The organism is Rhizobium sp. BK602 (assembly GCF_014195095.1).
Classification (GTDB): domain Bacteria; phylum Pseudomonadota; class Alphaproteobacteria; order Rhizobiales; family Rhizobiaceae; genus Rhizobium.
Window position 1 is genome coordinate 1,065,933 of record NZ_JACIBC010000001.1, and the last position, 23,546, is coordinate 1,089,478.

The 23,546-nt window shown below is 60.9% G+C and carries 29 protein-coding genes; 5 read left to right on the plus strand and 24 right to left on the minus strand.

Annotated elements, in window-relative coordinates:
* Nucleotides 1-3: 3 nt before the first annotated feature.
* Nucleotides 4-1,320, minus strand: a complete 1,317-nt coding sequence (locus tag FHX11_RS05195) for a replication-associated recombination protein A (protein WP_184355672.1) — start codon at nt 1,318-1,320, stop codon at nt 4-6.
* Complete coding sequence (locus tag FHX11_RS05200; RefSeq protein WP_184355674.1) at nt 1,317-2,720, minus strand: DegQ family serine endoprotease; 1,404 nt, start codon at nt 2,718-2,720, stop codon at nt 1,317-1,319. Before FHX11_RS05200 ends, FHX11_RS05195 begins: the two co-directional genes overlap by 4 nt.
* Before the next feature lie 175 nt (nt 2,721-2,895).
* On the opposite strand from FHX11_RS05200, the gene FHX11_RS05205 reads away from it, so the two are divergent.
* Nucleotides 2,896-3,252 (plus strand): hypothetical protein, encoded by a 357-nt coding sequence (locus FHX11_RS05205; RefSeq protein WP_184355676.1) that lies wholly within the window; start codon nt 2,896-2,898, stop codon nt 3,250-3,252.
* Nucleotides 3,253-3,470: 218 nt separating this feature from the next.
* Here FHX11_RS05205 and ilvD read toward each other — a convergent pair whose 3' ends face one another.
* Nucleotides 3,471-5,309 carry a dihydroxy-acid dehydratase gene (gene ilvD, locus FHX11_RS05210; protein ID WP_184355678.1) on the minus strand — a complete coding sequence of 613 codons (1,839 nt, stop codon included), beginning with the start codon at nt 5,307-5,309 and terminating at the stop codon, nt 3,471-3,473.
* A 347-nt stretch (nt 5,310-5,656) separates the two neighbouring features.
* Here ilvD and msrP point away from each other — a divergent pair, with 347 nt between their 5' ends.
* Together msrP and msrQ are read left to right on the plus strand one after the other, a co-directional pair.
* Nucleotides 5,657-6,607 carry a protein-methionine-sulfoxide reductase catalytic subunit MsrP gene (msrP, locus tag FHX11_RS05215; protein ID WP_184355680.1) on the plus strand — a complete coding sequence of 317 codons (951 nt, stop codon included), beginning with the start codon at nt 5,657-5,659 and terminating at the stop codon, nt 6,605-6,607.
* Nucleotides 6,604-7,260 (plus strand): protein-methionine-sulfoxide reductase heme-binding subunit MsrQ, encoded by a 657-nt coding sequence (msrQ, locus tag FHX11_RS05220; RefSeq protein WP_184355839.1) that lies wholly within the window; start codon nt 6,604-6,606, stop codon nt 7,258-7,260. Before msrP ends, msrQ begins: the two co-directional genes overlap by 4 nt.
* A 35-nt stretch (nt 7,261-7,295) precedes the next feature.
* On the opposite strand, the gene FHX11_RS05225 is transcribed toward msrQ, so the two are convergent.
* The 5 genes from FHX11_RS05225 to FHX11_RS05245 form a co-directional block, all read right to left on the minus strand.
* A complete protein-coding gene (locus FHX11_RS05225) occupies nt 7,296-8,192 on the minus strand; it encodes an HlyD family secretion protein (RefSeq protein ID WP_184355682.1) in 897 nt (298 codons plus the stop codon).
* Entirely contained in the window at nt 8,189-8,398 is a 210-nt protein-coding gene (locus FHX11_RS05230; protein WP_184355684.1) for a DUF1656 domain-containing protein, read from the minus strand. The genes FHX11_RS05225 and FHX11_RS05230 overlap by 4 nt, the downstream gene beginning before the upstream one ends.
* Before the next feature lie 4 nt (nt 8,399-8,402).
* Entirely contained in the window at nt 8,403-10,475 is a 2,073-nt protein-coding gene (locus tag FHX11_RS05235) for an FUSC family protein (protein ID WP_184355686.1), read from the minus strand.
* Nucleotides 10,472-10,942 (minus strand): MarR family transcriptional regulator, encoded by a 471-nt coding sequence (locus FHX11_RS05240; RefSeq protein ID WP_184355688.1) that lies wholly within the window; start codon nt 10,940-10,942, stop codon nt 10,472-10,474. Before FHX11_RS05240 ends, FHX11_RS05235 begins: the two co-directional genes overlap by 4 nt.
* 124 nt (nt 10,943-11,066) lie before the next feature.
* Entirely contained in the window at nt 11,067-11,447 is a 381-nt protein-coding gene (locus FHX11_RS05245; RefSeq protein ID WP_246780882.1) for a DUF2809 domain-containing protein, read from the minus strand.
* 233 nt (nt 11,448-11,680) lie between these two features.
* Between FHX11_RS05245 and FHX11_RS05250 the strand changes: the two genes are divergently transcribed.
* Nucleotides 11,681-12,550, plus strand: a complete 870-nt coding sequence (locus FHX11_RS05250; protein ID WP_184355692.1) for a DUF817 domain-containing protein — start codon at nt 11,681-11,683, stop codon at nt 12,548-12,550.
* A gap of 97 nt (nt 12,551-12,647) precedes the next feature.
* Here the strand turns inward: FHX11_RS05250 and FHX11_RS05255 are convergent, their stop codons facing one another.
* Nucleotides 12,648-13,847: an MFS transporter gene (locus tag FHX11_RS05255; RefSeq protein ID WP_184355694.1), complete on the minus strand. Its 1,200-nt coding sequence runs from the start codon at nt 13,845-13,847 to the stop codon at nt 12,648-12,650.
* Between the two features lie 108 nt (nt 13,848-13,955).
* On the opposite strand from FHX11_RS05255, the gene FHX11_RS05260 reads away from it, so the two are divergent.
* Nucleotides 13,956-14,543, plus strand: a complete 588-nt coding sequence (locus FHX11_RS05260) for a TetR/AcrR family transcriptional regulator (protein ID WP_184355697.1) — start codon at nt 13,956-13,958, stop codon at nt 14,541-14,543.
* A 123-nt stretch (nt 14,544-14,666) separates the two neighbouring features.
* On the opposite strand, the gene rplQ is transcribed toward FHX11_RS05260, so the two are convergent.
* The 15 genes from rplQ to rplX form a co-directional block, all read right to left on the minus strand.
* Nucleotides 14,667-15,089, minus strand: a complete 423-nt coding sequence (rplQ, locus tag FHX11_RS05265) for a 50S ribosomal protein L17 (RefSeq protein WP_068386087.1) — start codon at nt 15,087-15,089, stop codon at nt 14,667-14,669.
* A 48-nt stretch (nt 15,090-15,137) separates the two neighbouring features.
* The gene (locus FHX11_RS05270) at nt 15,138-16,148 is read right to left on the minus strand and encodes a DNA-directed RNA polymerase subunit alpha (RefSeq protein WP_184355699.1); all 1,011 of its coding nucleotides are present in this window, start codon (nt 16,146-16,148) and stop codon (nt 15,138-15,140) included.
* Nucleotides 16,149-16,251: 103 nt separating this feature from the next.
* Nucleotides 16,252-16,641 carry a 30S ribosomal protein S11 gene (gene rpsK, locus FHX11_RS05275; protein ID WP_004118426.1) on the minus strand — a complete coding sequence of 130 codons (390 nt, stop codon included), beginning with the start codon at nt 16,639-16,641 and terminating at the stop codon, nt 16,252-16,254.
* Between the two features lie 133 nt (nt 16,642-16,774).
* Nucleotides 16,775-17,143: a 30S ribosomal protein S13 gene (gene rpsM / locus FHX11_RS05280; RefSeq protein WP_004118424.1), complete on the minus strand. Its 369-nt coding sequence runs from the start codon at nt 17,141-17,143 to the stop codon at nt 16,775-16,777.
* A gap of 218 nt (nt 17,144-17,361) precedes the next feature.
* Nucleotides 17,362-18,012: an adenylate kinase gene (locus tag FHX11_RS05285; RefSeq protein WP_184355701.1), complete on the minus strand. Its 651-nt coding sequence runs from the start codon at nt 18,010-18,012 to the stop codon at nt 17,362-17,364.
* Nucleotides 18,009-19,349 (minus strand): preprotein translocase subunit SecY, encoded by a 1,341-nt coding sequence (gene secY, locus FHX11_RS05290; protein WP_184355703.1) that lies wholly within the window; start codon nt 19,347-19,349, stop codon nt 18,009-18,011. The genes FHX11_RS05285 and secY overlap by 4 nt, the downstream gene beginning before the upstream one ends.
* Nucleotides 19,350-19,574: 225 nt before the next feature.
* A complete protein-coding gene (gene rplO / locus FHX11_RS05295) occupies nt 19,575-20,045 on the minus strand; it encodes a 50S ribosomal protein L15 (protein WP_184355705.1) in 471 nt (156 codons plus the stop codon).
* A 16-nt stretch (nt 20,046-20,061) separates the two neighbouring features.
* Nucleotides 20,062-20,274 carry a 50S ribosomal protein L30 gene (gene rpmD, locus FHX11_RS05300; RefSeq protein ID WP_184355707.1) on the minus strand — a complete coding sequence of 71 codons (213 nt, stop codon included), beginning with the start codon at nt 20,272-20,274 and terminating at the stop codon, nt 20,062-20,064.
* A 13-nt stretch (nt 20,275-20,287) separates the two neighbouring features.
* Nucleotides 20,288-20,857, minus strand: a complete 570-nt coding sequence (rpsE, locus tag FHX11_RS05305; protein WP_184355709.1) for a 30S ribosomal protein S5 — start codon at nt 20,855-20,857, stop codon at nt 20,288-20,290.
* Between the two features lie 130 nt (nt 20,858-20,987).
* Nucleotides 20,988-21,350, minus strand: a complete 363-nt coding sequence (rplR, locus tag FHX11_RS05310; protein ID WP_184355711.1) for a 50S ribosomal protein L18 — start codon at nt 21,348-21,350, stop codon at nt 20,988-20,990.
* A gap of 12 nt (nt 21,351-21,362) precedes the next feature.
* A complete protein-coding gene (gene rplF, locus FHX11_RS05315) occupies nt 21,363-21,896 on the minus strand; it encodes a 50S ribosomal protein L6 (protein WP_184355713.1) in 534 nt (177 codons plus the stop codon).
* 41 nt (nt 21,897-21,937) lie between these two features.
* On the minus strand, nt 21,938-22,336 hold the full coding sequence (rpsH, locus tag FHX11_RS05320; RefSeq protein WP_184355715.1) for a 30S ribosomal protein S8: 399 nt from the start codon (nt 22,334-22,336) through the stop codon (nt 21,938-21,940).
* A gap of 12 nt (nt 22,337-22,348) precedes the next feature.
* Entirely contained in the window at nt 22,349-22,654 is a 306-nt protein-coding gene (gene rpsN, locus FHX11_RS05325; RefSeq protein ID WP_004118406.1) for a 30S ribosomal protein S14, read from the minus strand.
* 33 nt (nt 22,655-22,687) lie between these two features.
* A complete protein-coding gene (gene rplE, locus FHX11_RS05330; RefSeq protein ID WP_184355717.1) occupies nt 22,688-23,245 on the minus strand; it encodes a 50S ribosomal protein L5 in 558 nt (185 codons plus the stop codon).
* A complete protein-coding gene (gene rplX, locus FHX11_RS05335) occupies nt 23,238-23,546 on the minus strand; it encodes a 50S ribosomal protein L24 (RefSeq protein ID WP_069611900.1) in 309 nt (102 codons plus the stop codon). Before rplX ends, rplE begins: the two co-directional genes overlap by 8 nt.

The window sequence follows — 23,546 nt, forward strand, 5'->3', positions numbered from 1 at the left end:
TTTCTACCGCTCGCCACGCTCCTTGCGCAGCTTTGCCCACCAGTCCAGCCGCTTGCGGATTTCCCGCTCGAAGCCGCGCTCCGGCGGATCGTAGAAGGTCTGGCGACCCATCTTTTCCGGAAAGTAGTTCTGGCCTGAAAAGGCATCCGCCTCGTCATGATCGTAGCGGTAGCCATCGCCGTAGCCCTCGGTACGCATCAGCTTCGTCGGTGCATTGAGGATCTGTTTGGGCGGCAACAGCGAGCCGTTTTCCTTGGCGGCCACGGTTGCGGCCTTGAACGCCGTGTAGAGTGCATTCGATTTCGGGGCGGTGGCGAGATAGACGCAGGCCTGCGCCAGCGCCAATTCGCCTTCCGGCGAGCCGAGATACTCGTAGGCGTCCTTGGCGGCGTTGCAGATCACCAGCGCTTGCGGATCGGCAAGGCCGATATCCTCCACAGCCATCCGCACCAGCCGCCGACCGAGATAAAGCGGGTCCTCGCCGGCATCGAACATACGGGCGAGATAATAGAGCGCCGCATCCGGATCGGAGCCGCGTACCGACTTATGCAGCGCCGATATGAGATTGTAGTGGCCGTCCTGCGCCTTGTCGTAGACCGGCGCGCGACGCTGCACGATCTTCACCAATGCGTCCGGATCGAACTGCTCGTCCTTGCGGGCGGCACGCCAGACTTCTTCAGCCAGCGTCAGCACCGAGCGGCCATCGCCATCAGCCATGCGGACCAGGCTGGCGCGGGCATCCTCTGTCAGCGGCAGCGGTTTGCCCTCCGCCGTCTCAGCCCGGCGCAGCAGCTCCTCCAGGCTTTCTTCGTCATGCGAGCGAAATGTCAGCACGCGGGCGCGAGACAGAAGAGCGGCGTTGAGCTCGAAGGACGGGTTTTCGGTCGTCGCCCCCACCAGGATGACGGTGCCGTCTTCCATGACCGGCAGGAAGCTGTCCTGCTGGGCGCGGTTGAAGCGATGGATCTCGTCGACGAACAGCAATGTCTGCCGGCCATCCATGCGGCGCAGGCGCGCGGCCTCGAACACCTTCTTCAAATCCGCCACGCCGGAAAAGATCGCCGAGATCTGCTCGAAAGCCAGCCCCGCCTCGCCCGACAGCAGCCGCGCCACCGTCGTCTTGCCGGTGCCGGGCGGCCCCCAGAAGATCATCGAGCCGAGCGAACCGGATTCGATCATGCGGCGCAGCGCGCCATCCTCGCCGGTCAGATGCGACTGACCGGTGACATCGGCAAGCGTTTGCGGCCGCAGACGATCGGCGAGAGGCCGCTTGCTGGCGACCCCTTCCGGTATCTTCGGTGCAAACAGATCATCACTCATCGGAAAAACTGCCGTATGCGCTGGCCGTCGCGCTCGATCTCGACGCGCCAGAAGCTTGGATTGCCGCTGACGGCATCCTGTAGCACGTCCGTCGAGGTAATGGCGACGCCGTTGACGGAAATGACAATATCCTTCGCCGCGAAACCAACACGGTCGGCCGGCGAGTTCGCCTTCAGGCTCTCGATGACGACACCGACCGTATCCGGCGGCAGGTGCAGCTCATCGGCGACGCGCGGCGAGAGATTGGCGACGGTCACGCCCGCGAAGGGGTTGTTGCCCTGGATCAGCTTTTCGGCGCGCGGCGTGCTTTCGGGCGCGGCCGAGAGCGTCATGCTGGCCTGATGCTCCTTGCCGCCGTCCAACACGGTTAGGCTGACGGTGGCGCCAAGGCCGGCCGTCGTCAGGCGATAGCCAAGTGCATCCGGATGCTCGACGGGGATATTGTTGAGAGCAGTGACGACTTCACCGGGCTTGAGACCGGCCTTGGCGGCCGGCCCGCCATCGACCACCTTGGTGATCAGCGCGCCGCGCACCTTGTCGAGGCCGAGCGCTTCGGCGACATCCGACGTCACCGGCTCGAAGGAGGCGCCGATATAGGGCCGATCAAAGGTCTTGTCGCCACGATCGGCAGCCGCCAGGAACACCTTCACCAGATTGGCGGGAATGGCGAAGCCGATGCCGTTGGAGCCACCGCCCTGCGAAAAGATCGCCGTGTTGAGACCGATGAGCTCGCCGCTCATATTCGTCAGCGCACCGCCGGAATTGCCGGGGTTGATCGAGGCGTCGGTCTGGATGAAGAAGCCGACCTCGTTCTTCACCTGATTGCGGGCGAGCGCCGAAACGATGCCGCTCGTCACCGTCTGGCCGACGCCGAAGGGGTTGCCGATCGCCAGCACGAGATCGCCGACTTCGACGGCATCGGAATTGCCGAGCGGCAGGATCGGGAAGTTTTCGGTCTTGGACTGGATCTTCAAGACGGCGAGATCGACGCGATCATCCTTGAGGACGACCTTGCAGGGAAACTCGCGGCCATCGGACAGCGCGATCTTGATATCGTCGGCGCCATCGACGACGTGGTTGTTGGTGATGACGGTGCCATTCGCCTCGACGATGACGCCGGAGCCGAGCGAGGATTGCTTCTCGGTGCGATTCGGCATGCGCTGGCCGAAGAACTGCTCGAAAAAGGGATCGCCGGCAAAGGGCGACTGCCGCTGCACCACCCTCTCGGCATAGACATTCACCACCGCTCCGGCCGTCTGCTTGACCAGCGGCGCAAAGGAAAGCTGCATTTGCATCTGGCTTTCCGGCACCGACTTGGCGGTCTGCGCCGCGGCGGAAAGCGGCATCGCCATGATGAGGGCAATCATCGAAACAGCGGTGCGCCTCAGCAGAACCTGCATGGAATTATCCTTTTTGAATGCTCTTGAAACAACGTTGTAGCGCCCGATTCTAGAAAGGAAAGAGGGCGGAAGCATGAAGCATAAGTGGTTGTGGATGCCCGCGAAAAACAGACGCGATGAACAAAAACCTGTGATCGCGCATTTCGTTTCGGAAATTGGCAGATGGAGCAAGACCATGCGATCAAACAGCCTTGCGGCGGCTTTCCTCGTCACCACCCTCACCCTGTTCGCCAACGCCGGAACATCGCAGGCGGCGAGTTTCGATTGCGAGGCCCAAAACCTGAAGCCCGACGAGAAAGCCATCTGCGACGTGAGAGCGCTCAACGATGCCGACGTGAAGATGGTGACGACCTTCGACCTGCTGGCGGGGCTTCTGGCCATGGGCGCGCGCGGCACGATGCAGGACGAGCAATCCGCCTGGCTCAAGAAGCGGCAGGCCTGCGGCGCCGATGTCGCATGTTTGACATCTTCCTATCAGGAGCGGCTGAAGGAACTGGGGGAGATGTACAAGCAGATCAATCGGCCGCTTTAAAGGGGAACTATCAGTTTCTAGCGCGGGGGGCGATCTTGTTCTGTCGTCCCCTCTTCCCGCCTGCGGGGAGAGGGCTAGGGTGAGGGGCTACCGCGGGTCCGGCACACTCTGCCGTCTCGGCTGATTTCGAGAAGGCCCCTCATCCGACCTGGAGCAATTTCGCTGTGCGCAACTGCTCCGGCCCACCTTCTCCCCGCTTTTGCGGGGCGAAGGAGTTTTTACTTCCCGCCCAGATCCCTGACGGCGCCACGGTCGGCGCTGGTCGCAAACGCCGCATAGGCTTTCAGCGCCGTGGTGACATTGCGCTTGCGCGGCTCGGCCGGCTGCCAGCCCTTGGCATTCTGGGCTTCGCGGCGGGCGGCTAGTTCCGCGTCGTCGACGCGCAGGCTGATCGTGCGGTTGGGGATGTCGATGTCGATCATGTCGCCCTCGCGCACCAGGCCGATCGTGCCGCCGTTTGCCGCTTCCGGCGAGGCGTGGCCGATGGAAAGGCCGGACGTGCCGCCCGAGAACCGGCCGTCGGTGATCAGCGCGCAGGCCTTGCCGAGGCCCTTCGACTTCAGATAGCTCGTCGGATAGAGCATTTCCTGCATGCCGGGGCCGCCCTTCGGGCCTTCATAGCGGATGACGACGACATCGCCGGCCTTGACCTCGTTGCTGAGGATGCCCTTGACGGCAGCGTCCTGGCTTTCGAAGACCTTGGCCGGGCCGGAGAATTTCAGGATCGATTCATCGACGCCGGCCGTCTTCACGATGCAGCCGTCGAGCGCCAGATTGCCCTTCAGGACGGCAAGCCCCCCATCCTTGGAGAAGGGATGCTCGACGGAGCGGATGACGCCGTTCTGGCGGTCGGTGTCGAGCTCTTCCCAGCGCGCATTCTGGCTGAAGGCGACCTGGGTCGGAATGCCGCCGGGTGCTGCGCGGAAGAATTCGCGCACCGTTTCGCTGTTGGTGCGGGTGATGTCCCAGCGATCGATGGCGTCGCCGAGCGTTTCGGCATGAACGGTCGGGCAATCACGGTTGATCAGGCCGCCCTTGTCGAGTTCACCGAGGATCGACATGATGCCGCCGGCGCGGTGCACGTCTTCCATGTGAACGTCGTTCTTGGCGGGCGCAACCTTCGACAGGCACGGCACGCGGCGCGACAGCGCATCGATGTCGGCCATGGTGAAATCGACTTCGCCCTCATGCGCGGCGGCCAGGATGTGCAGAACCGTGTTGGTCGAGCCGCCCATGGCAATGTCGAGCGCCATCGCATTTTCGAATGCCTGCTTGGAAGCGACGGAACGCGGCAGGATCGATGCATCCTCCTGCTCGTAATAGCGGCGGGCGAGATCGACGATCAGATGGCCGGCCTCGACGAAAAGGCGCTTGCGGTCGGCATGGGTGGCGAGCGTCGAGCCATTGCCCGGCAGCGACAGGCCAAGGGCTTCGGTCAGGCAGTTCATGGAATTGGCGGTAAACATGCCCGAGCACGAACCGCAGGTCGGACAGGCCGAGCGCTCGATGACCTGAACGTCCTCGTCGCTGATCTTGTCGTCAGCGGCGGCAACCATGGCGTCGACGAGGTCGAGCGCGACCTTCTTGCCGTGCAGGACGACCTTGCCGGCTTCCATCGGGCCGCCGGACACGAAGACCGTCGGGATGTTGAGGCGCAGCGATGCCATCAGCATGCCGGGGGTGATCTTGTCGCAGTTGGAAATGCAGACCATGGCATCGGCGCAATGGGCATTGACCATGTATTCGACGCTGTCGGCGATAAGCTCGCGCGACGGCAGCGAATAGAGCATGCCGTCATGGCCCATGGCGATACCGTCGTCGACGGCGATGGTGTTGAATTCCTTGGCGACGCCGCCAGCCGCCTCGATCTCGCGCGCGACGAGCTGGCCGAGATCCTTCAGGTGGACGTGGCCGGGCACGAACTGGGTGAAGGAGTTGACCACCGCAATGATGGGCTTGCCGAAATCGCTGTCCTTCATACCCGTCGCGCGCCAAAGGCCGCGCGCGCCGGCCATGTTGCGGCCATGGGTCGTGGTTCTGGAACGATATGCTGGCATGGTGTATTCCTCGTCGTCTTGGAAATGCGGTGCCGGCCGGCCATGGCTTCGCGCCGGAAAGGGCGCCGACAACTACGCGTTTTGGAATTGTCCTAATCCAATCGCACCGGACTGTCACTATCAAGTCGACCGAATCCGGTACGCCGCAGGACGGCCAATCCCAGGCATAGAGCGCTCATCGTCCGGTCAAATGCCGCGCATGGGTGAGAACATCTCCCATTCTATCACGATCGCGCACGAAAAGTTGCTTTTCATCAAAGAGAAATACCGTCCTAAGACTGTAACCTATCATGCATCTGCTGCGTACAGAGCGTATCATCCCTGTGATCGCAGAAAGGACTATAGCAATGGCTTCCTACCGTCCGCCAAGAATCGGCTCCTCCGAGATCACGCCGCGCTCGATCTATCTGCGGCGGCGAGAATTCCTGACCATCGCCGCGGCTGGCGCCGGCATGGCTGCCATCGGCGGCAAGGCCGCCCTTGCGGAGGCGCTGACCGCAACGAAGAGCAATTATACCGTCGACGAGAAGCTGACGCCGCTGAAGGACGTCACCACCTACAATAATTTCTACGAATTCGGTCTCGACAAGGCCGATCCGGCCAAGCTGTCCAGCAAATTCAAGCCCCGGCCGTGGACCATCAAGGTCGACGGCATGGTCAACAAGCCGGGCACCTTCGACATCGACGCGCTGATCAAGGAATTTCCGCCGGAAGAGCGCATCTACCGCATGCGCTGCGTCGAGGCCTGGTCGATGGTCATACCCTGGGACGGTTTCCAGCTCTCGGCCCTGCTCGACAAGGTGGAGCCGCTTGGCAGCGCCAAGTTCGTGGCCTTCGAGACGGTCGTTCGTCCCGAAGAGATGCCGGGCCAATCCGGGGTATTCCAATCGCTGGACTGGCCCTATGTCGAGGGCCTGCGGCTGGACGAGGCGCGCAATCCGCTGACGCTGCTCGCCGTCGGGCTCTATGGCGAGACCTTGCCGAACCAGAACGGCGCGCCGATCCGGCTCGTCGTGCCCTGGAAATATGGTTTCAAGGGCATCAAGTCGATCGTGCGCATCACGCTGACGGACAAGCAGCCGCTCAACACCTGGCAGGCGACCAACAGCCAGGAATACGGCTTCTACGCCAACGTCAATCCGGCGGTCGACCATCCGCGCTGGAGCCAGGCAACCGAACGGCGCATCGGCGAAGGCGGCTTCTTCAGCGCCAACCGTCACCCCACCCTGCCCTTCAACGGCTATGCCGATCAGGTGGCCAGCCTCTATGCCGGCATGGATCTGCGGGCGAATTTCTGATGGCCCTCTCCCTCACCCTGCCCAAGCGCTGGCAGCCGGCCTCCGTCTGGGCGCTTTATATCGTCGGCCTGCTGCCGGCGGCATGGGAATTCTATCTTGGCGCCACCGACCAGCTCGGCGCCGACGCGGTGAAGACCTTCGAGCTCTTTCTCGGGCTCTGGGCGATCCGTTTTCTATTGTTGACGCTCGCCGTTACCCCGGCGCGCGATCTCTTCGGCTGGAACTATTTGCGCTATCGCCGGGCGCTCGGCCTGCTCTGTTTCTACTATGCGCTGATGCATCTGGCCGTTTACATGATCCTCGACCAGGCGCTCGACGTGCAGGCCGTCATCGACGACGTCCTGAAGCGGCCCTTCATCATGTTCGGCATGGCCGGGCTGGTGATGCTGCTGGCGCTGGCGGTCACGTCCAACAATTTCTCGATCAAGCGTCTCGGTAAAAAATGGATCTGGCTGCATCGGCTGGTCTACATCATCGCCGCTTGCGGCGCGCTGCATTTCGCGCTGTCGACCAAGGTGCTGTCGCTCGAGCAATTCATCTATATCGGCCTGCTGATCGCCATGATCCTCTATCGGTCGTATCGGCCGATCATGATGGAGAAGCGCCGGGCGGCACGCAAACAGCCGGCGCCCGCACGATCGAAGGCGGCGTGAGGCGTCGGGACGATCCGACGCCTCGCTAAGCGGAACTATTCGACCGATGCGCTGAGCGAAGCCTGCTTCTGCCGGCCGTCGGAAACCTCGACGGTCGCCGTAAGCCCGGCGATCAGCTTGGTGCCCTCGGGCACCTTGTCGAGGGCGATGCGCACCGGCACGCGCTGCGCCAGGCGCACCCAGCTGAAGGTCGGGGTGATGTTGGCGAGCAGGCTGCCGGAGGTGCGCTCACGATCCTCGATGCCGTTGGCTATGCTTTCCACATGGCCGGCAAGCGTTTCCGTCTGGCCCATCAGATGGATGGAAACCGCATCGCCGACATGGATGCGCGGTAATTTGGTTTCCTCGAAATAGCCTTCGACACGCAGGGAATCGCCGTCGATCAACGCCACCTTGGCAGTGCCGGCCGTCACGTAATCGCCCGGATGCAGACTGAGGTTGGAGATGCGGCCGCTGACGGTGGCGCGCACCTCCGAACGGTCGAGATTGAGCTGCGCGAGATCGCGGTTGGCGATTGCCTCGCGGAGGGAAGCATCGGCCTGCTGTTCGGTGGTCCGCGCCTGTTCCTTCTGCTGCACCGAGGCGGCATCGCCAAGGCGCTGCTGCCGCTGGTTTTCGCGCTGGGCCTGTTCCAGCGCCGCTTTGCTGCTTTCAAGTGCCGCGTCCGCCTGCTCCAGCGCGATGGCGAAACGCTCGCGATCGACGCGGAAGAGGATGTCGCCCTTCTGGACGGTCTGGTTGTCCTTGACCAGAACCTCGCTGACGAGGCCGGAGACATCCGGCGCGATGCCGACGACATCGGCCCGCAGGCGCGCATCCCGCGTCCACGGATCATCCATGTAGTGCCCCCAGAGTTCGCGGCCGACGAAGACGGCGCCAATGACGAAGGCAAGGGTAACGGCAATACGGCCGATGATTTTGAACGTGTTCATGTGAAGTACCAACGAGACAGTGAGGAAACGGCGCCGAGCAGCAGGACATAAAGCGCGAGATCGAAGAGACCGCGATGCCAGACCAGGCCATAGGCTCCAACCCTTGCAAGAAGGCGCCGAAGCGGAATGACGGCGAGCAGCGTCGCGAGCATGAGGACGAGGAGGCGTGGGATATAGACGCCATAAAGATCGAATTCTGCGGGCATGATATTACTCGGCGGCAATGGGTAATGGTGAGGATGTATCGGGCACCGGCGGCCGCCAGCTCTCCGGCGGCTCCGCATGCGGGAAGAGTGCCCGGCGCAGGCCGACCAGGGCATCGAGGCTGGCGCGGCCCGCCGCTCCATCCCGGAGCGCAATCGTCTCCAGACTATGGTCGATCGACTGGCGCAGATCGTCCGACGGATCGACGGCATGCCCGAGCTTAAGACGGGAACGATAGAAATCCGCGACGCCGGAAAGAACGGCGCCGACCGACGAGGACCCGCCGGTGGTCAGGCGCTCGCGCTCCTTCTGGAGCATCAGCACATTGAAGCCCAGGCGAACCTCGGCATAGCCATCGACCTTTTTCAACTCGCGGTCCTCGACGGCGGCAAGGCGGGGAACAAGCTGGCCAAGACGATCGAGAATGCGGCCCGACAGGCGCGCGTGATCGCGCCGGCGCGCACCGGCGGCGGTCTCGGCAAGATCGCTCCAGCCGGCCCGCACCAGCCGCGATGCTGCTAGTTCAGCGCCGAACGGCCGCGTGAGCTGCGTCCAGACCAGCGCGAAACCCACACCCGCCAGAGAGGCAACCGCCCCGTTGATGAAGGTGGTGAAATCGGCGCTGTAGCGGTCCTGCAGCGCGATGAAGGTGGCGCCATTCACCGTCAGCAGCATGGCGAGCATGTTCGATTGCGGCCGCGGTATCAGCAGGCCGAGCGCCAGAAAAGGTGGCGCGAAGGCGAGCACGAGCAATTCATAGCTGTTGATGCCGGGCAAGATGGCGAAGATATAGACGAAGGCGATCACCAGGCTCACCGCGCACCAGACGAACATCGATGTGATGAACGGCACCGGCCGGTCGAGGGCAGCGAAGAAGGAGCAGGCGACGGCCGCCATGGTCACGAAGCCGGCGCCGTCTTCCCAACCGGATACGATCCAGAAGAAGCAGGCAACGGCGATGCCGACGACGACCGAGCCGGCGGAGAAGGCCAGCAGCGCATAATCATAATGCCGGCTGCGCCCGACGACGTCGCGATGACGGAAGACCGGGCGCCAGGCGCCTCCCTGCTTGCCGGCGACGATTTCGTGGCGCAGCGTCAGACAATCCTGCCATAGATCGACGATTTCCCTCAGTCGCGCGAGCGCGCTGGAAAGCACGAGGTCATCCCAGTTCAGCTCGGGATCGGCAGTCTGTAGGGCCTCGATCTTGCGGGAGAGAACGACAGCGGTCGTATCGGCTTCGCTCCTGTCGCCCTGGCGCAGCCAATCGGCGACCTCGTTCAGAACCACGACCAGCTCCGGCGGCAACACGGTCTCTCTCGCCTTCAACGCGTGCAGACGATCCGCCAGCGACGAGAAAAGCGGCAGCAGCATCAGCAGGCGGCCGCGGAGCTCGCGGGAATGGCGGACGATATCGCGACTGTCCGCGTCATACCGCAGCTGGCTGATGATGAGGTCGAGCCCGGTGACATCGGCGGCGAGCTTCTGACGTTTCAACGGCGTGGCCGGCGAAGCGCCCTCGCCGCGCAGGATCTCGTCCGCCCAGCTGCCGGCATCATCGAGCCAAGTCGTGATGCGCTGGCCAAGGACCGAGCGAACGCTGGTCGGGAAGATGATGGAACTGACGACGCTGGCGCAGACGATGCCGATGATGATCTCCTCGGAACGGGCGAGCGCAACGTCGAAGACCGTTTCCGGCGAGCCAACGGTCGGCAGGGCGATCATCGGCAGCGTATAACCGGCCAGCATGAAGACATAGCTGCGCGAGGTCCGGTCGAGCATCGATATGAACAGCAGCGTACCGGTCCACAGCGCCACCACGACGGAGAGGAGCTCCGGCGCATTGACGAAGAGCGGAACGAGAAAGACCGCCGCCGAGGCCCCGAGCAGCGTGCCCAGCGCACGGAAAAGCGCTTTCGAGCTGGTTGCCCCGGCCAGCGGATTGGCAACCACATAAACCGCCGCCATGGCCCAATAGGGGCGCGGAAGATCCAGTGACAGGGCAATGAACAGCGCGAGCATCGCCGCCAGGAAAGCCTTGGCGGAAAACAGCCAGTCACGCCAGGACGGGAAAATCATAAGGCATCCTCGCGCTGCTCTTCCGGCAGCTTCGGCATCTCGAATTCCTCGAAGGCCTTCAGCACGCGGATCGCGGCCTCGATATCGGCCTTATCGACGTCGGCGAGAATTTCCCCCCGCAGCTCATCGAGGGCCTTCTCCATGCGCGCGGCGAGCACCTCCCCCTCGGCCGTCAGCCACAACCCCTTGGCCCGGCGATCGATCGGATCGTCACGGCGCACGACGAGGTTCATGCTTTCAAGCTGATCGATCAACCGCACCAGCGAGGGACCTTCGATGCCGACATAATTGGCAAGAACCACCTGCCGTACGCCGCCGCCGAGACGGCCGATCCACAACAGCGGCGCGGCCGATGCTTCCGATACCCCATGGGAACTCAAAGCAAGATCCACCACCCGCCGCCACTGACGCCCGGTCGATAAAAGATTGGCGGTAAAAATGCGCTGCAGGTCGTTGAGAGTGTTCATAGCTACCTATTAGCATTAAATTAGTTAGGATTCAAACAATATGGACGAAATGAACCTGCCGAATTGGAAAGGCAGCTATGCAGTCAAGGAAGAGAGCTAAGGCGAGCTTTCGTCCGGCGGGCTTCTATCGGACTTCTCTTCCCGTTGAAATGACGGCATCAAGCGCCAGAGCGGCAGCTATTCCCACGGCATAGGCCAATATATTCCACAACGAAAACACTCGCCCCAGCAATAGAGCACCTGCAGTCGTCAATCGAAAGGCGTCCAGCCATGGCATGTGAACCAGCCGAAAAAATTCGACGCACATGGCAATCAATGCCGCGGTTCCGGCGATCTTTCCATGTTTCGCCGTGACTCGCATCGATGCGAGCAGGAGATAGACCATCGATCCCCAGAGGATCGAGCCGCCATATTTGACGACCGTAAAAGGCAGGTGCGCCTCGTATCCAAACCGCCTGAGCGCAAGACCAAAGGCGATGATCAGGGCGAGAGCTGAAAGCAGCAATACCCTTCTCGATGAGTCACTTTTCCGGACTTCCAAATATCGCCCCTCGCAGACATCACCCTCAGGTGCTCGTAACCCGCCATCTCCATGAAAAGCAAGAGCAGACAAGTTGACTGTGGATACGGAAAATTCACGCGTGCCGATACAATGTTGGGCTGTAATTTCGCCACGCTCTTCCAGTCATCAGCATTGTTATCCGAGACGTCATCCACGCCGAGAGCGAGAACCGTTGAATGTCGAAAGCCGCTGCCCTCGAAAAACTGTTGCCGTCTCTCGATAACTATCTCACCCGCGTACCTGCCCATTCCGATCTGAAAGGCATCCGTCGCTTCGCCGTCGAGCTTCTATTCTTCGGCATAAAGGAGGCGCGCGCCTGTCTTTTCGTGGGGTTGTTTTTCCTGGCGATCTTCACGGTTCCGGAAGCGGGTATCCTTCATATCCCACGCTACGATGTCCTGCTGATCATTGCGCTCGCCATCCAAATCTGGATGGTTTGGACGAAGCTCGAAAGTATCGACGAGCTGAAGGCCGTCTGCCTCTTCCATGTCGTTGGCTTTGCACTCGAAGTCTTCAAAACGTCGGGCAACGTACAATCCTGGGCCTATCCGGACTTTGCCTATACCAAGCTTTTCGGCGTCCCGCTATTTTCCGGCTTCATGTATGCCGCGATCGGCAGCTACATCATCCAGGCATGGCGCCTGCTCGATCTTCGCATCAAGCATCATCCGCCATACTGGATGGCCGGCCTAATCTCGGTCGCCATCTACGCCAATTTCTTCACGCACCATTATATCGCTGACTATCGCTGGTATATTATGGCCTGCACACTGGGGCTCTATGCGCGCTCAACGGTGATCTTCCGTCCCTATGACAGCGATCGTCGAATGCCACTACTGCTATCCTTCATACTGATCGGTTTCTTCATCTGGCTGGCGGAAAACATCAGCACCTTTTTCGGTATCTGGAGATACCCAAATCAGCTCGGCGCCTGGTCTGCAGTCCACATCGGAAAATGGAGCTCCTGGTCTCTTCTTGTCATCATGAGCTTCACCATCGTCGCCAATCTGAAACACATCAAGAAACACGTTCATATTCCGCAATAATATCGCCGAGCCGAAAACAGCACGCCCTCATGCGGAGAACGCCAAGGGCCTGATGATCGCTCATCCGACCTTTCTGATCCCGTCTCCGAAGCGAGCCTCAGTTGGTCGCCTTTTGCACGGCGGGATCGATTGGCCGGCTGCCTGCGTAGAATGCCACGGTGAAAACGGCGACCAGGGCCAATGCCGAGCCGAGCCATGCGGTCCCCAGAATTCCCACGCGGTCCACCGTTTCGCCGCCGGCCAACGCGCCGGCAGCCAAAGCCCATTGAAACAGCGAGTTGAAGACCACCTGCCCGCTTTCTGGCGAATGGATGGAGGAGCGGTACATCCATGTCTGGAGAGAAACGGGCAGACCGCCGAAGGCGAAGCCCCATGCGATCACCAGCATGATGGCTGCCGCCTCGATCCCGCCGATCAATGCAAACAGGGCGGTTGCCATCGCAATGAGAAAGCCCACGCCGATCAGCGTTTCCCGCAAATGCGAATTGACCAGCGTTCCGGCAACAAAGTTTCCGGCAAAAGCGGCGACACCATAGGCCAGCAGAATCGGCGTGACATAGACCCCATCGATCCCGGCGAGATCGACCAGCAGCGAGGTGATATAGGTATAGGCGACGAAATGGCCTGTGACCAGAAAGCCGGTTGCGAACAGGCCCACGCGAGCCGCCGGGAGGGCAAACAAGGCTGTCATGTCGCTGAAACGAACGCCCTTTGTCGTCGGCAGTGACGGCAAGAGAACGATCTGAGCGAACAGGACAAGCACCGCAAAGGCTGCATTGGCGACGAAAGCCATGCGCCATCCCGCCAATTCCCCGAGCAGCGTTCCGGCTGGCACGCCAGCTACGGTGCCAATCGAAACGCCCGACAAGATCACCGCGAATGCCAGCCCGATCTTGTGATCCGGCACGAGGCGCGCGGCAGCGGCAACCGCAAGCGCCCAAAAGCCGGCGACGGCCAGTCCCAGCAGGAACCTGGCGAACAGCAATACCGCAAAGCTCTCGGCAAACGCAGCCAGGCCGTTTGAAACAGCCAACAGAAGGGTCATGGTCAAAAGGCCAAGCCGGCGATTGATGCGTCCCGCCGCAAGCATGAGAAGCGGCCCCGCAATTGCCGCCACCAGGCCGGGGACCGTCACCATCATCCCGGCCCGCCCTATCGACACGCCCATCTCACGGGCGATGCCGTTGAGAAGACCTACAGGCAGGAATTCTGTCGTGACGAGGGCAAAGGTGCCCGCGGCCACGGAGCATATCGCCAGCCATACTCTTATCGAGACCTCATCCGCCTTCAGCATCATCGTTCCATCAATTTTATATCGATCGGTATATTACTGATCGATATAAAATTATCGACTGCGGCCGTCAATCCTGTTATGTACCGATCGATCTAAAATTGGACACAAATCATGGGACGCCCGCGGGAATTCGATATCGATCAGGCGCTCGACTGCGCCTTGAAGCAATTTTGGGAGAAAGGCTACGAGGGCACGTCCCTCTCCGATTTGACGGACGCCATGGGCATTACCCGCCCCAGCCTCTATGCGACCTTCGGCAACAAGGAGCAGCTTTTTCTCAAGGTCATCGAACGCTACGGCCATGATCATGCGGTCTATGCGCGCGACGCCGTTGCGCAGCCCAATGCGGCGGCTGTGGCGCGATACCTGCTGCGCTCGGCGGCCGACGCGCAAACGAACCCCGACTACCCGCATGGCTGCCTCGAAATGCACGCCGCCCTCGTCTGTAGCGACGATTCGCAGCCGATCAGGCAGATCCTCATCCAACGCCGGGCTGCGGCTCGGACACTGTTGCAGGAGCGTCTGGAGCGGGCGATTGCCGAAGGGGACTTGCCGCCGGATACCAATGCCGCCGATCTGGCGCGGCTTCTGTTCGCCATATCGCAAGGCATGGCGGTGCAGGCTGCCGATGGCGCCACGCGGACCGAGTTGCACCGCCTCGCCGACGATGCGCTCCGGCGCCTGGGATTGACGGACTGAGGAACACTTATCCGGATCGTTCGTGCGTGACGAACGCCTCCATCAGCCATCCTCATATGCAAAATATGCAAAAAGGCCGGATGATCGCTCATCCGGCCTTTCGATTCTTATACGAAGCGAGCCTTAAGCGGCTGCGGCTTCTTCCTCGGCGGCAACGCGAGCCTTGTCGGCTGCGCCCTTGGCGGAGGTGTCGCGATCGACGAATTCGACGACTGCGAGAGCGGCATTGTCGCCCTGGCGGAAGCCGGCCTTCATGATGCGCAGGTAGCCGCCGTTGCGGGTGGCGTAGCGCGTTGCGATCGCGTCGAAGAGCTTCGAAACGACGGCGGCGTCGCGGATCTGCGAGATGGCCTGACGACGAGCGTGCAGGTCACCGCGCTTGCCGAGGGTAACCAGCTTCTCGACGATCGGACGAATTTCCTTCGCCTTCGGGAGCGTGGTGACGATCTGCTCATGGGTGATGAGCGAAGCCGCCATGTTGGCGAACATCGCCTTACGGTGGCTAGCGGTTCTATTCAGCTTGCGGCCGGCTTTACCGTGGCGCATGGCTATTCTCCTTCACTTGCAGGCTTCATTCGCCTGCCGTTTGAAACGTTAGTATTGGTCTTCGTAACGCTTGGCGAGATCTTCGATGTTCTCGGGCGGCCATGCCGGCACTTCCATGCCGAGGTGCAGGCCCATGGAAGCGAGAACTTCCTTGATTTCGTTCAGCGACTTGCGACCAAAATTCGGCGTGCGGAGCATCTCTGCTTCGGTCTTCTGAATGAGGTCGCCGATGTAGACGATGTTGTCGTTCTTCAGGCAGTTTGCCGAGCGAACGGACAGTTCCAGTTCGTCCACCTTCTTGAGGAGAGCCGGGTTGAAAGCGAGTTCGGTAACTGCTTCCTCTTCGGTTTCCTTCTGCGGTTCGTCGAAGTTGACGAAGACGCCAAGCTGATCCTGGAGGATGCGAGCCGCGAAAGCGACGGCATCTTCACCGGTGATCGAACCATCGGTTTCGATCGACATGCTCAGCTTGTCGTAGTCGAGAACCTGTCCTTCGCGGGTATTTTCTACCTTGTAGGACACCTTCTTGACCGGCGAATAAAGGCTATCGACCGGGATGAGACCGATCGGAGCATCTTCCGCACGATTACGTTCGGCCGGGACGTAGCCCTTGCCGTTGTTGACGGTGAATTCCATGCGGATTTCGGCGCCCTCGTCGAGCGTGCAGATGACATGCTCGGGGTTGAGGATTTCGATATCGCCGACCGTCTGGATGTCGCCAGCCGTGACCACGCCTGGGCCCTGCTTGCGGACGACCATGCGCTTGCTGTCATCGCCGTCCATCTTGATGGCGATTTCCTTGATGTTCAGCACGATGTCCGTCACGTCTTCCCGAACACCCGGGATAGAGGAGAACTCATGCAGCACGCCGTCGATCTGCACGGCCGTCACAGCGGCACCGCGCAGAGAGGACAGCAGAACGCGGCGCAGCGCGTTGCCGAGGGTAAGACCGAAGCCACGCTCCAGCGGTTCGGCCACGAGCGTTGCCTTGGTGCGGCCGCTCGAGGTGAACTCGACCTTGTTCGGCTTGATCAGTTCCTGCCAGTTTTTCTGAATCATATTCTTGCCTTCCGTTCGTTGTCACCATCCAATCGTGACAACCGAGCTTGAGAAGCACCGGGCTGGGCACAGTCGCGCCGGCCGGTGTCGTGAGTGGCGATGATCAGACGCGGCGCTTCTTGCGCGGGCGGCAACCATTGTGCGGGATCGGCGTCACGTCGCGGATGGACGTGATCATGAAACCGGCAGCCTGGAGCGCGCGCAGAGCGGATTCACGACCGGAGCCCGGACCGCAAACTTCGACTTCCAGCGACTTCATGCCATGTTCCTGGGCCTTCTTGGCGCAGTCTTCAGCAGCGATCTGGGCAGCGAACGGGGTCGACTTGCGCGAACCCTTGAAGCCCTTGGCACCAGCGGACGACCAGGCAATCGCGTTGCCCTGTGCGTCGGTGATGGTGATCATCGTGTTGTTGAAGGTCGAGTTGACGTGCGCAACGCCCGACGTGATATTCTTGCGCTCGCGACGGCGAACGCGGACGGCTTCCTTGGCCATGATAGTCCTTTCTTGGATCTCTGCACCGCCGTAACGCCAGCGGCTACACCGGAACGGCGCCCTTGCGGCCCCGCTCCAAACTCAAAAGAGGCCGGCGCAGACCGCCAGCCTCCAACATCCGGCTTCCCGGAAATTACTTCTTCTTACCAGCAATAGCCTTTGCCGGGCCCTTGCGGGTGCGGGCATTGGTATGGGTGCGCTGGCCGCGAACCGGCAGGCCGCGACGATGACGCAGGCCGCGGTAGCTGCCCAGATCCATCAGACGCTTAATGTTCATCGCGGTTTCGCGACGAAGATCGCCCTCGACCTGATAGTCGCGGTCGATGGTTTCGCGGATCTGCAGAACTTCGGCGTCCGTCAGCTGATTGACGCGACGCTCAGCCGGAATACCGACCTTCTCGCAGATTTCCTGTGCAAACTTCGGTCCGATCCCGTGAATGTAGCGAAGCGCAATAACTACGCGCTTTGCAGTCGGGATGTTGACGCCAGCGATACGAGCCACGCCTGTTCTCCTTGCATTCCTTTTGCCTAGGCAAAGGGCTTTGTTATGCAGCCCTGGGGCTGCTTGTTCGACTTAGGTCCGCAACACGTCAAAACGACCGTACCCGGACTTCCCGGTGGAAATCCGCGCCGATCGCATGGCATGTCGCGAGTTGGCGCGGTGTTTAGCGGAATCAGTGCAAAAAAGCAACCGCTCCCGGCAAGTTTATTTTAAGCTATCTAAAGCTCAGAGAGGATAGCCTCGATATCGGCGGTCACATGCTCGATGTCGGCCATGCCGTCGACCGACCTGAGCTTGCCCTTGGCATAGTAGTAACCGATGAGCGGAGAGGTTTCCTTGTAGTAGACCTGCAGACGCTCGACAACGGTTTCCCTGTTGTCGTCGGCCCGGCGCTTGAAATGCGTCGAACCGCAACGGTCGCACACACCCTCCACCCTGGGACGCAGGTTTTCGTCGTGATAGCCGGCGCCGCAATTGGCGCAGGTATAGCGACCCGAGATACGGTCGGCGAGCACGGCGTCGTCCACCTTGATCTCGATGACGGCAGAAAGGTCGAGACCCTTCGCCTTCAGCATCGCTTCTGTCGCATCCGCCTGCACGAGCGTGCGCGGAAAACCGTCGAGGATGAATCCCCTGGCGCAATCCGGCTGATCGATACGTTCAGATACGATAGCGTTGACGATGTCGTCCGAAACAAGCTTGCCGGCGTCCATCACGGCCTTGGCGCGCTTGCCTACTTCAGTCCCGGCCGCTACCGCGGCCCTCAGCATATCCCCCGTGGAAAGCTGCGGGATGCCATGCTTTTCCACGATACGCTGGGCCTGGGTTCCCTTACCTGCACCCGGCGGCCCCAAAAGTATCAATCTCATCGCCCCCTCTTTCCTCCACGCAACTTCGATTTCTTGATCAGGCCTTCGTATTGCTGTGCGATCAGGTGACCCTGAATCTGCGCCACCGTATCCAGCGTTACGCTAACCACGATCAGAAGCGAAGTGCCACCCAGGGCCAGCGGAATACCGGTCTGGGACACGAGAATTTCGGGCAGGATGCAGACGAAGACGAGATAGATCGCGCCGATCACGGTGATGCGGGTCAGCACATAGTCGATATATTCGGCGGTGCGCTCGCCCGGACGGATGCCCGGAATGAAGCCGCCATGCTTCTTCAGATTGTCGGCCGTATCCTTCGGATTGAAGACCAGAGCGGTATAGAAGAAGGCGAAGAAAGCGATCAGGCCGGCGTACAGCACCATGTAGATCGGCTGGCCGTGGCCAAGGGCGGCGACGATCGAGGTGACCCAGGTCGGCAATGCCGTATTGTTGCCGAGACCGGCAACCGTTGCCGGCAGCAGCAGCAGCGACGACGCGAAGATCGCCGGGATGACGCCCGACGTATTGAGCTTCAGCGGCAAATGCGAGGTGTCGCCCTGGAACATGCGGGTACCGACCTGGCGCTTCGGATACTGGATCAGCAGGCGGCGCTGGGCGCGCTCCACGAAGACGATCAGCGCGATGACCAGGATCGCCACGACGAGGACGGCGAGAATGAGGCCCGTCGACAGGGCGCCGGTGCGGCCAAGTTCGAGCGTTCCGGCAAGCGCGTTCGGAAGACCGGCGGCGATGCCTGCGAAGATGATCAGCGAAATACCATTGCCGATACCGCGCGAGGTCACCTGCTCGCCGAGCCACATCAGGAACATCGTGCCGCCAAGCAGCGAGATGACGGTGGAAATGCGGAAGAACCAGCCCGGATCGAGAACAACACCGTTGCCGTGCTCAAGGCCGATCGCAATGCCATAGGCCTGCAATACGCCGAGCAACACGGTGCCGTAGCGGGTGTACTGGTTGATGATCTTGCGGCCCTGCTCGCCTTCCTTCTTCAGGTTCTCGAGCGCCGGCACGACAGAGGTCATGAGCTGAACGATGATCGAAGCGGAGATGTAGGGCATGATGCCGAGCGCGAAGATCGCCATGCGCTGAACGGCACCGCCGGAAAACATGTTGAAGAGGCCGAGAATGCCGCCCGACTGATTCTGGAAAGCCTGGGCATAGGCCAGCGGGTTAAGACCCGGAAGCGGGATATGGGTTCCCAGTCGGTAGACAAGGAGAGCGCCAAGCGTGAACCACAGGCGCTTCTTGAGATCCTCGGCTTTGGCGAAGGTCGAAAAATTGAGATTGGACGCCAATTGTTCCGCTGCAGAAGCCATTCAAATCTCCGCACTACCAATTCCGGCATCATCGGCCGGGTCCGGAATCAGTCTGTAAATTGTTCAAAAGCCGGGCTTCGGACGGATTGCACTGCAATCGGATGCCTCACCCTCGGTTCCCGTTTTTCACCGGAAAGACACTGCTGCATCAATCAGGTTCGTGAGGCTCACATATGGGAGCAAAATCGCCCGGTGTGAAGCACCCCGGGCGACTTATTGATAATATTATTCTGCGGCAGAAGCGAGCAGCTTGATGGAGCCGCCGGCCTTTTCGATCTTTTCGACCGCGGTCTTGGAGGCGCCTGCAACTTCCAGCGACAGCTTCGCCTTCAGTTCGCCATCCGAGAGTACGCGCACGCCATCCTTGACGCGGCGAATCACGCCGGCAGCCTTGAGGGCAGCGGCATCGACAGTCGACTTGGCATCGAGCTTGCCGGCGTCAACCGCAGCCTGGATGCGAGCCAGGGATACGACGACGTAGTCGGAAGCGAAGATGTTGTTGAAGCCGCGCTTCGGCAGGCGACGGTAGATGGGCATCTGACCGCCTTCGAAGCCGTTGATGGCAACGCCCGAACGGGACTTCTGACCCTTCACACCACGGCCGCCGGTCTTGCCGGAGCCGGAGCCGATGCCGCGGCCGAGGCGCTTGCGGCTGTGGGTCGAACCTTCGTTGTCCTTGATCTCATTCAGTTTCATAGCGAATACCTCCGGCTTACTTCTCGTCGACGACGCGAACGAGATGCTGGACAGCACGGATCATGCCACGAACGGCCGGAGTATCTTCCAGCGTGCGGCGACGGTGCAGCTTGTTCAGTCCGAGACCGATCAGCGTCTGACGCTGAACATCCGGACGGCGGATGGGGCTGCCAATCTGTTCGACCGTAACGGTCGCCTTGGCTTCTGCCTTCTTGGTCGTCTTGGCCATAGGTCAAACTCCCTTATTCTTCGGAGGCGTTGCCCGAAGCGGAACGACGAGCCTGCAGGGTGGCATACTTGATGCCGCGCTGAGCTGCGATGTCCTTCGGGTGAACCTGGTGCTTCAGGGCGTCGAACGTGGCGCGAACCATGTTGTACGGGTTCGACGAGCCGGTCGACTTGGCGACGACGTCATGAACGCCGAGCGTTTCGAAAACGGCGCGCATCGGACCGCCGGCGATGATACCGGTACCGACCTTGGCCGAGCGCAGCAGAACCTTGCCGGCGCCATGACGGCCATGGACGTCGTGATGCAGCGTACGGCCGTCGCGCAGCGGTACGAAAATCATGTCGCGCTTGGCGCTTTCGGTTGCCTTGCGGATGGCTTCCGGCACTTCGCGTGCCTTGCCATGACCGAAGCCGACGCGGCCCTTCTGGTCACCGACGACGACGAGAGCGGCGAAACCGAAACGGCGGCCACCCTTTACAACCTTGGCGACGCGGTTGATCGCGACCAGCTTGTCGACGAATTCGCTATCGCGCTCTTCACGGCTCTGACGGTCTTCCCGCGGAGCCCTCTTTTCCTGTGCCATTGTCCTCTTCCTTTTTCTTTTCCGGGTGCAATCGGCAAACAAAATGAAGACCGCATGCCCTCCCCGAGGGAAAACCTGCGGTCCGGTGAATATCCGGCCGGCGACCAGGGGTCATCGGCCGGAAACCTGCTTAGAAGGACAGACCGCCTTCGCGGGCTGCTTCAGCCAGAGCCTTGATGCGGCCGTGGTAGATGAAGGCGCCGCGATCGAACACGACTTCCTTGACGCCGGCCTTGGAGGCGCGCTCGGCGACGAGCTTGCCAACGAGGGCTGCGGCTGCGGTGTCGGCACCGGTCTTCAGAGAACCGCGCAGATCCTTGTCGAGGGTGGAGGCGGACGCAAGCGTCTTGCCGGCCACATCATCGATGACCTGGGCGTAGATGTTCTTCGACGAGCGATGAACCGACAGGCGCGGACGGCCATTGGCCACCGACTTGAGTTGACGACGCACGCGGTTGGCACGACGTGCAAGTGCTTCTTTCCTGCTAGCCATTTCGCGTGATCCTTACTTCTTCTTGCCTTCTTTGCGGACGATCCGCTCGCCGGCATACTTAACACCCTTGCCTTTGTAGGGCTCGGGACCGCGATATTCGCGGATTTCAGCTGCAACCTGGCCGACCTGCTGCTTGTTGATGCCGGTGACGACGATTTCCGTCGGCTTCGGCACAGCAATGGTGATGCCCTGCGGCGGCTCGTAAATCACGTCGTGGCTGAAGCCGAGCGCGAGCTGCAGGTTCTTGCCCTGCATGGCGGCACGGTAGCCGACGCCGTTGATTTCGAGCTTGCGCTCGTAGCCATCCTTAACACCCTTCAGGATGTTCTCGATCATCGTGCGGGACATGCCCCACTTCGAACGAGCGTCCTTGGAGTTGCTAAGCGGCGTAACGACGATTGCGTTATCTTCCAGCTTGAGACCGATTTCGTCGTTAGCAACGAAAAACAGTTCGCCCTTGGGGCCCTTGGCAGTCACCTTCTGGCCATCAACCGTGGCCGTGATTCCTGCAGGTACCTGAACGGGCTTTTTACCGATACGAGACATTTTTCAAACCTGTCTGTTTCGAAGGAGATCCATGCTCGATCTTAGAAGACCGAGCAAAGAACCTCGCCACCAACATTCTGTTCACGAGCCTGGTGATCAGCCATCACACCCTTCGGAGTCGAAAGGATGATGATACCGAGACCGTTCGCGACCTGCGGAATGGACTTGACCGAGACATAAACTCGGCGGCCCGGCTTGGACACACGGCCGATCTCGCGGATCACCGATGCGCCTTCATAGTACTTGAGTTCGATGCTGAGCTCAGACTTGCCGTTGCCGAAATCGACGACGGAATAGCCACGGATGTAGCCTTCAGCCTGGAGAACATCGAGAACACGCGCACGGAGCTTGGACGCAGGCGTCGAAACCGACGACTTGCGGCGCGAAGCGCCATTGCGGATGCGGGTGAGCATATCGCCCAAAGGATCAGTCATGGTCATCTAATCTGCTCCTTACCAGCTCGACTTGACGATGCCCGGCACCTTGCCGAGATTGCCGAGTTCACGCAGCGCGATACGCGACATGCGCAGTTTGCGGTAATAGGCGCGCGGACGGCCAGATACTTCGCAACGGTTGCGAATACGGGTCTTCGATCCATCGCGCGGGAGCGATGCCAGCTTCAGGGTGGCCTTGAACCGGTCTTCGATCGAGAGAGACTGGTTCATGATGATTGCCTTCAGGGCAGCGCGCTTCGCGGCCTGGTTGGCAACCGTATTGCGGCGGCGCTTGTTCTTTTCAACTGCGCTTGTCTTCGCCATATCAGGGTTCCTTTTCTACGCTCGTCGTTACGGTTATTGACGGAACGGGAAGTTGAACTCTTTCAGAAGAGCCCGTGCTTCGTCGTCGGTCGTCGCCGTCGTGCAAACGATGATGTCCATGCCCCACATCTGATCAACCTTGTCGTAGTTGATCTCAGGGAACACAATGTGCTCCTTGATGCCCATGGCGAAATTGCCACGACCGTCAAAGCTCTTCGGGTTCAGGCCGCGGAAGTCGCGAACGCGCGGGAGCGCGATGTTGACCAGACGATCCAGGAACTCATACATGCGGGCGCCGCGCAGCGTCACCTTGGCGCCGATCGGCATATTTTCGCGGACCTTGAAGCCAGCGATGGAGTTGCGCGCGCGGGTGATGACCGGCTTCTGGCCGGCGATCGCTGCGAGGTCTGCGGCAGCAACGGTCGGCTTCTTCGAATCAGCCGTCGCTTCGCCAACGCCCATGTTGATCACGATCTTGTCCAGCTTCGGGATCTGCATTTCGTTGGGGTAGGAGAACTTCTCCTGCATCGCCGCGCGAATGCGGGCAACATATTCCTTCTTGAGCCGCGGCTCGTACTTTACCTCAGCCATCGATCACTTCTCCCGAGGTCTTGGCCACGCGGACCTTCTTGCCGTCTACAACCTTGAAACCGACGCGGGTCGGCTTGCCGTCCTTGTCGACGATCGCAATGTTGGACAGGTGAAGCGGGGCTTCCTTGCTGATGATGCCGGCTTCCTGGTTCTGCGTCTGGCGCTGGTGGCGCTTGATGACGTTGACGCCACGAACGACCGCGCGGTCTTCCTTCGGCAGCACTTGAATGACTTCGCCGGTGCGGCCCTTGTCCTTACCGGTCAATACGACGACCTTGTCGCCCTTACGGATCTTCTGCAT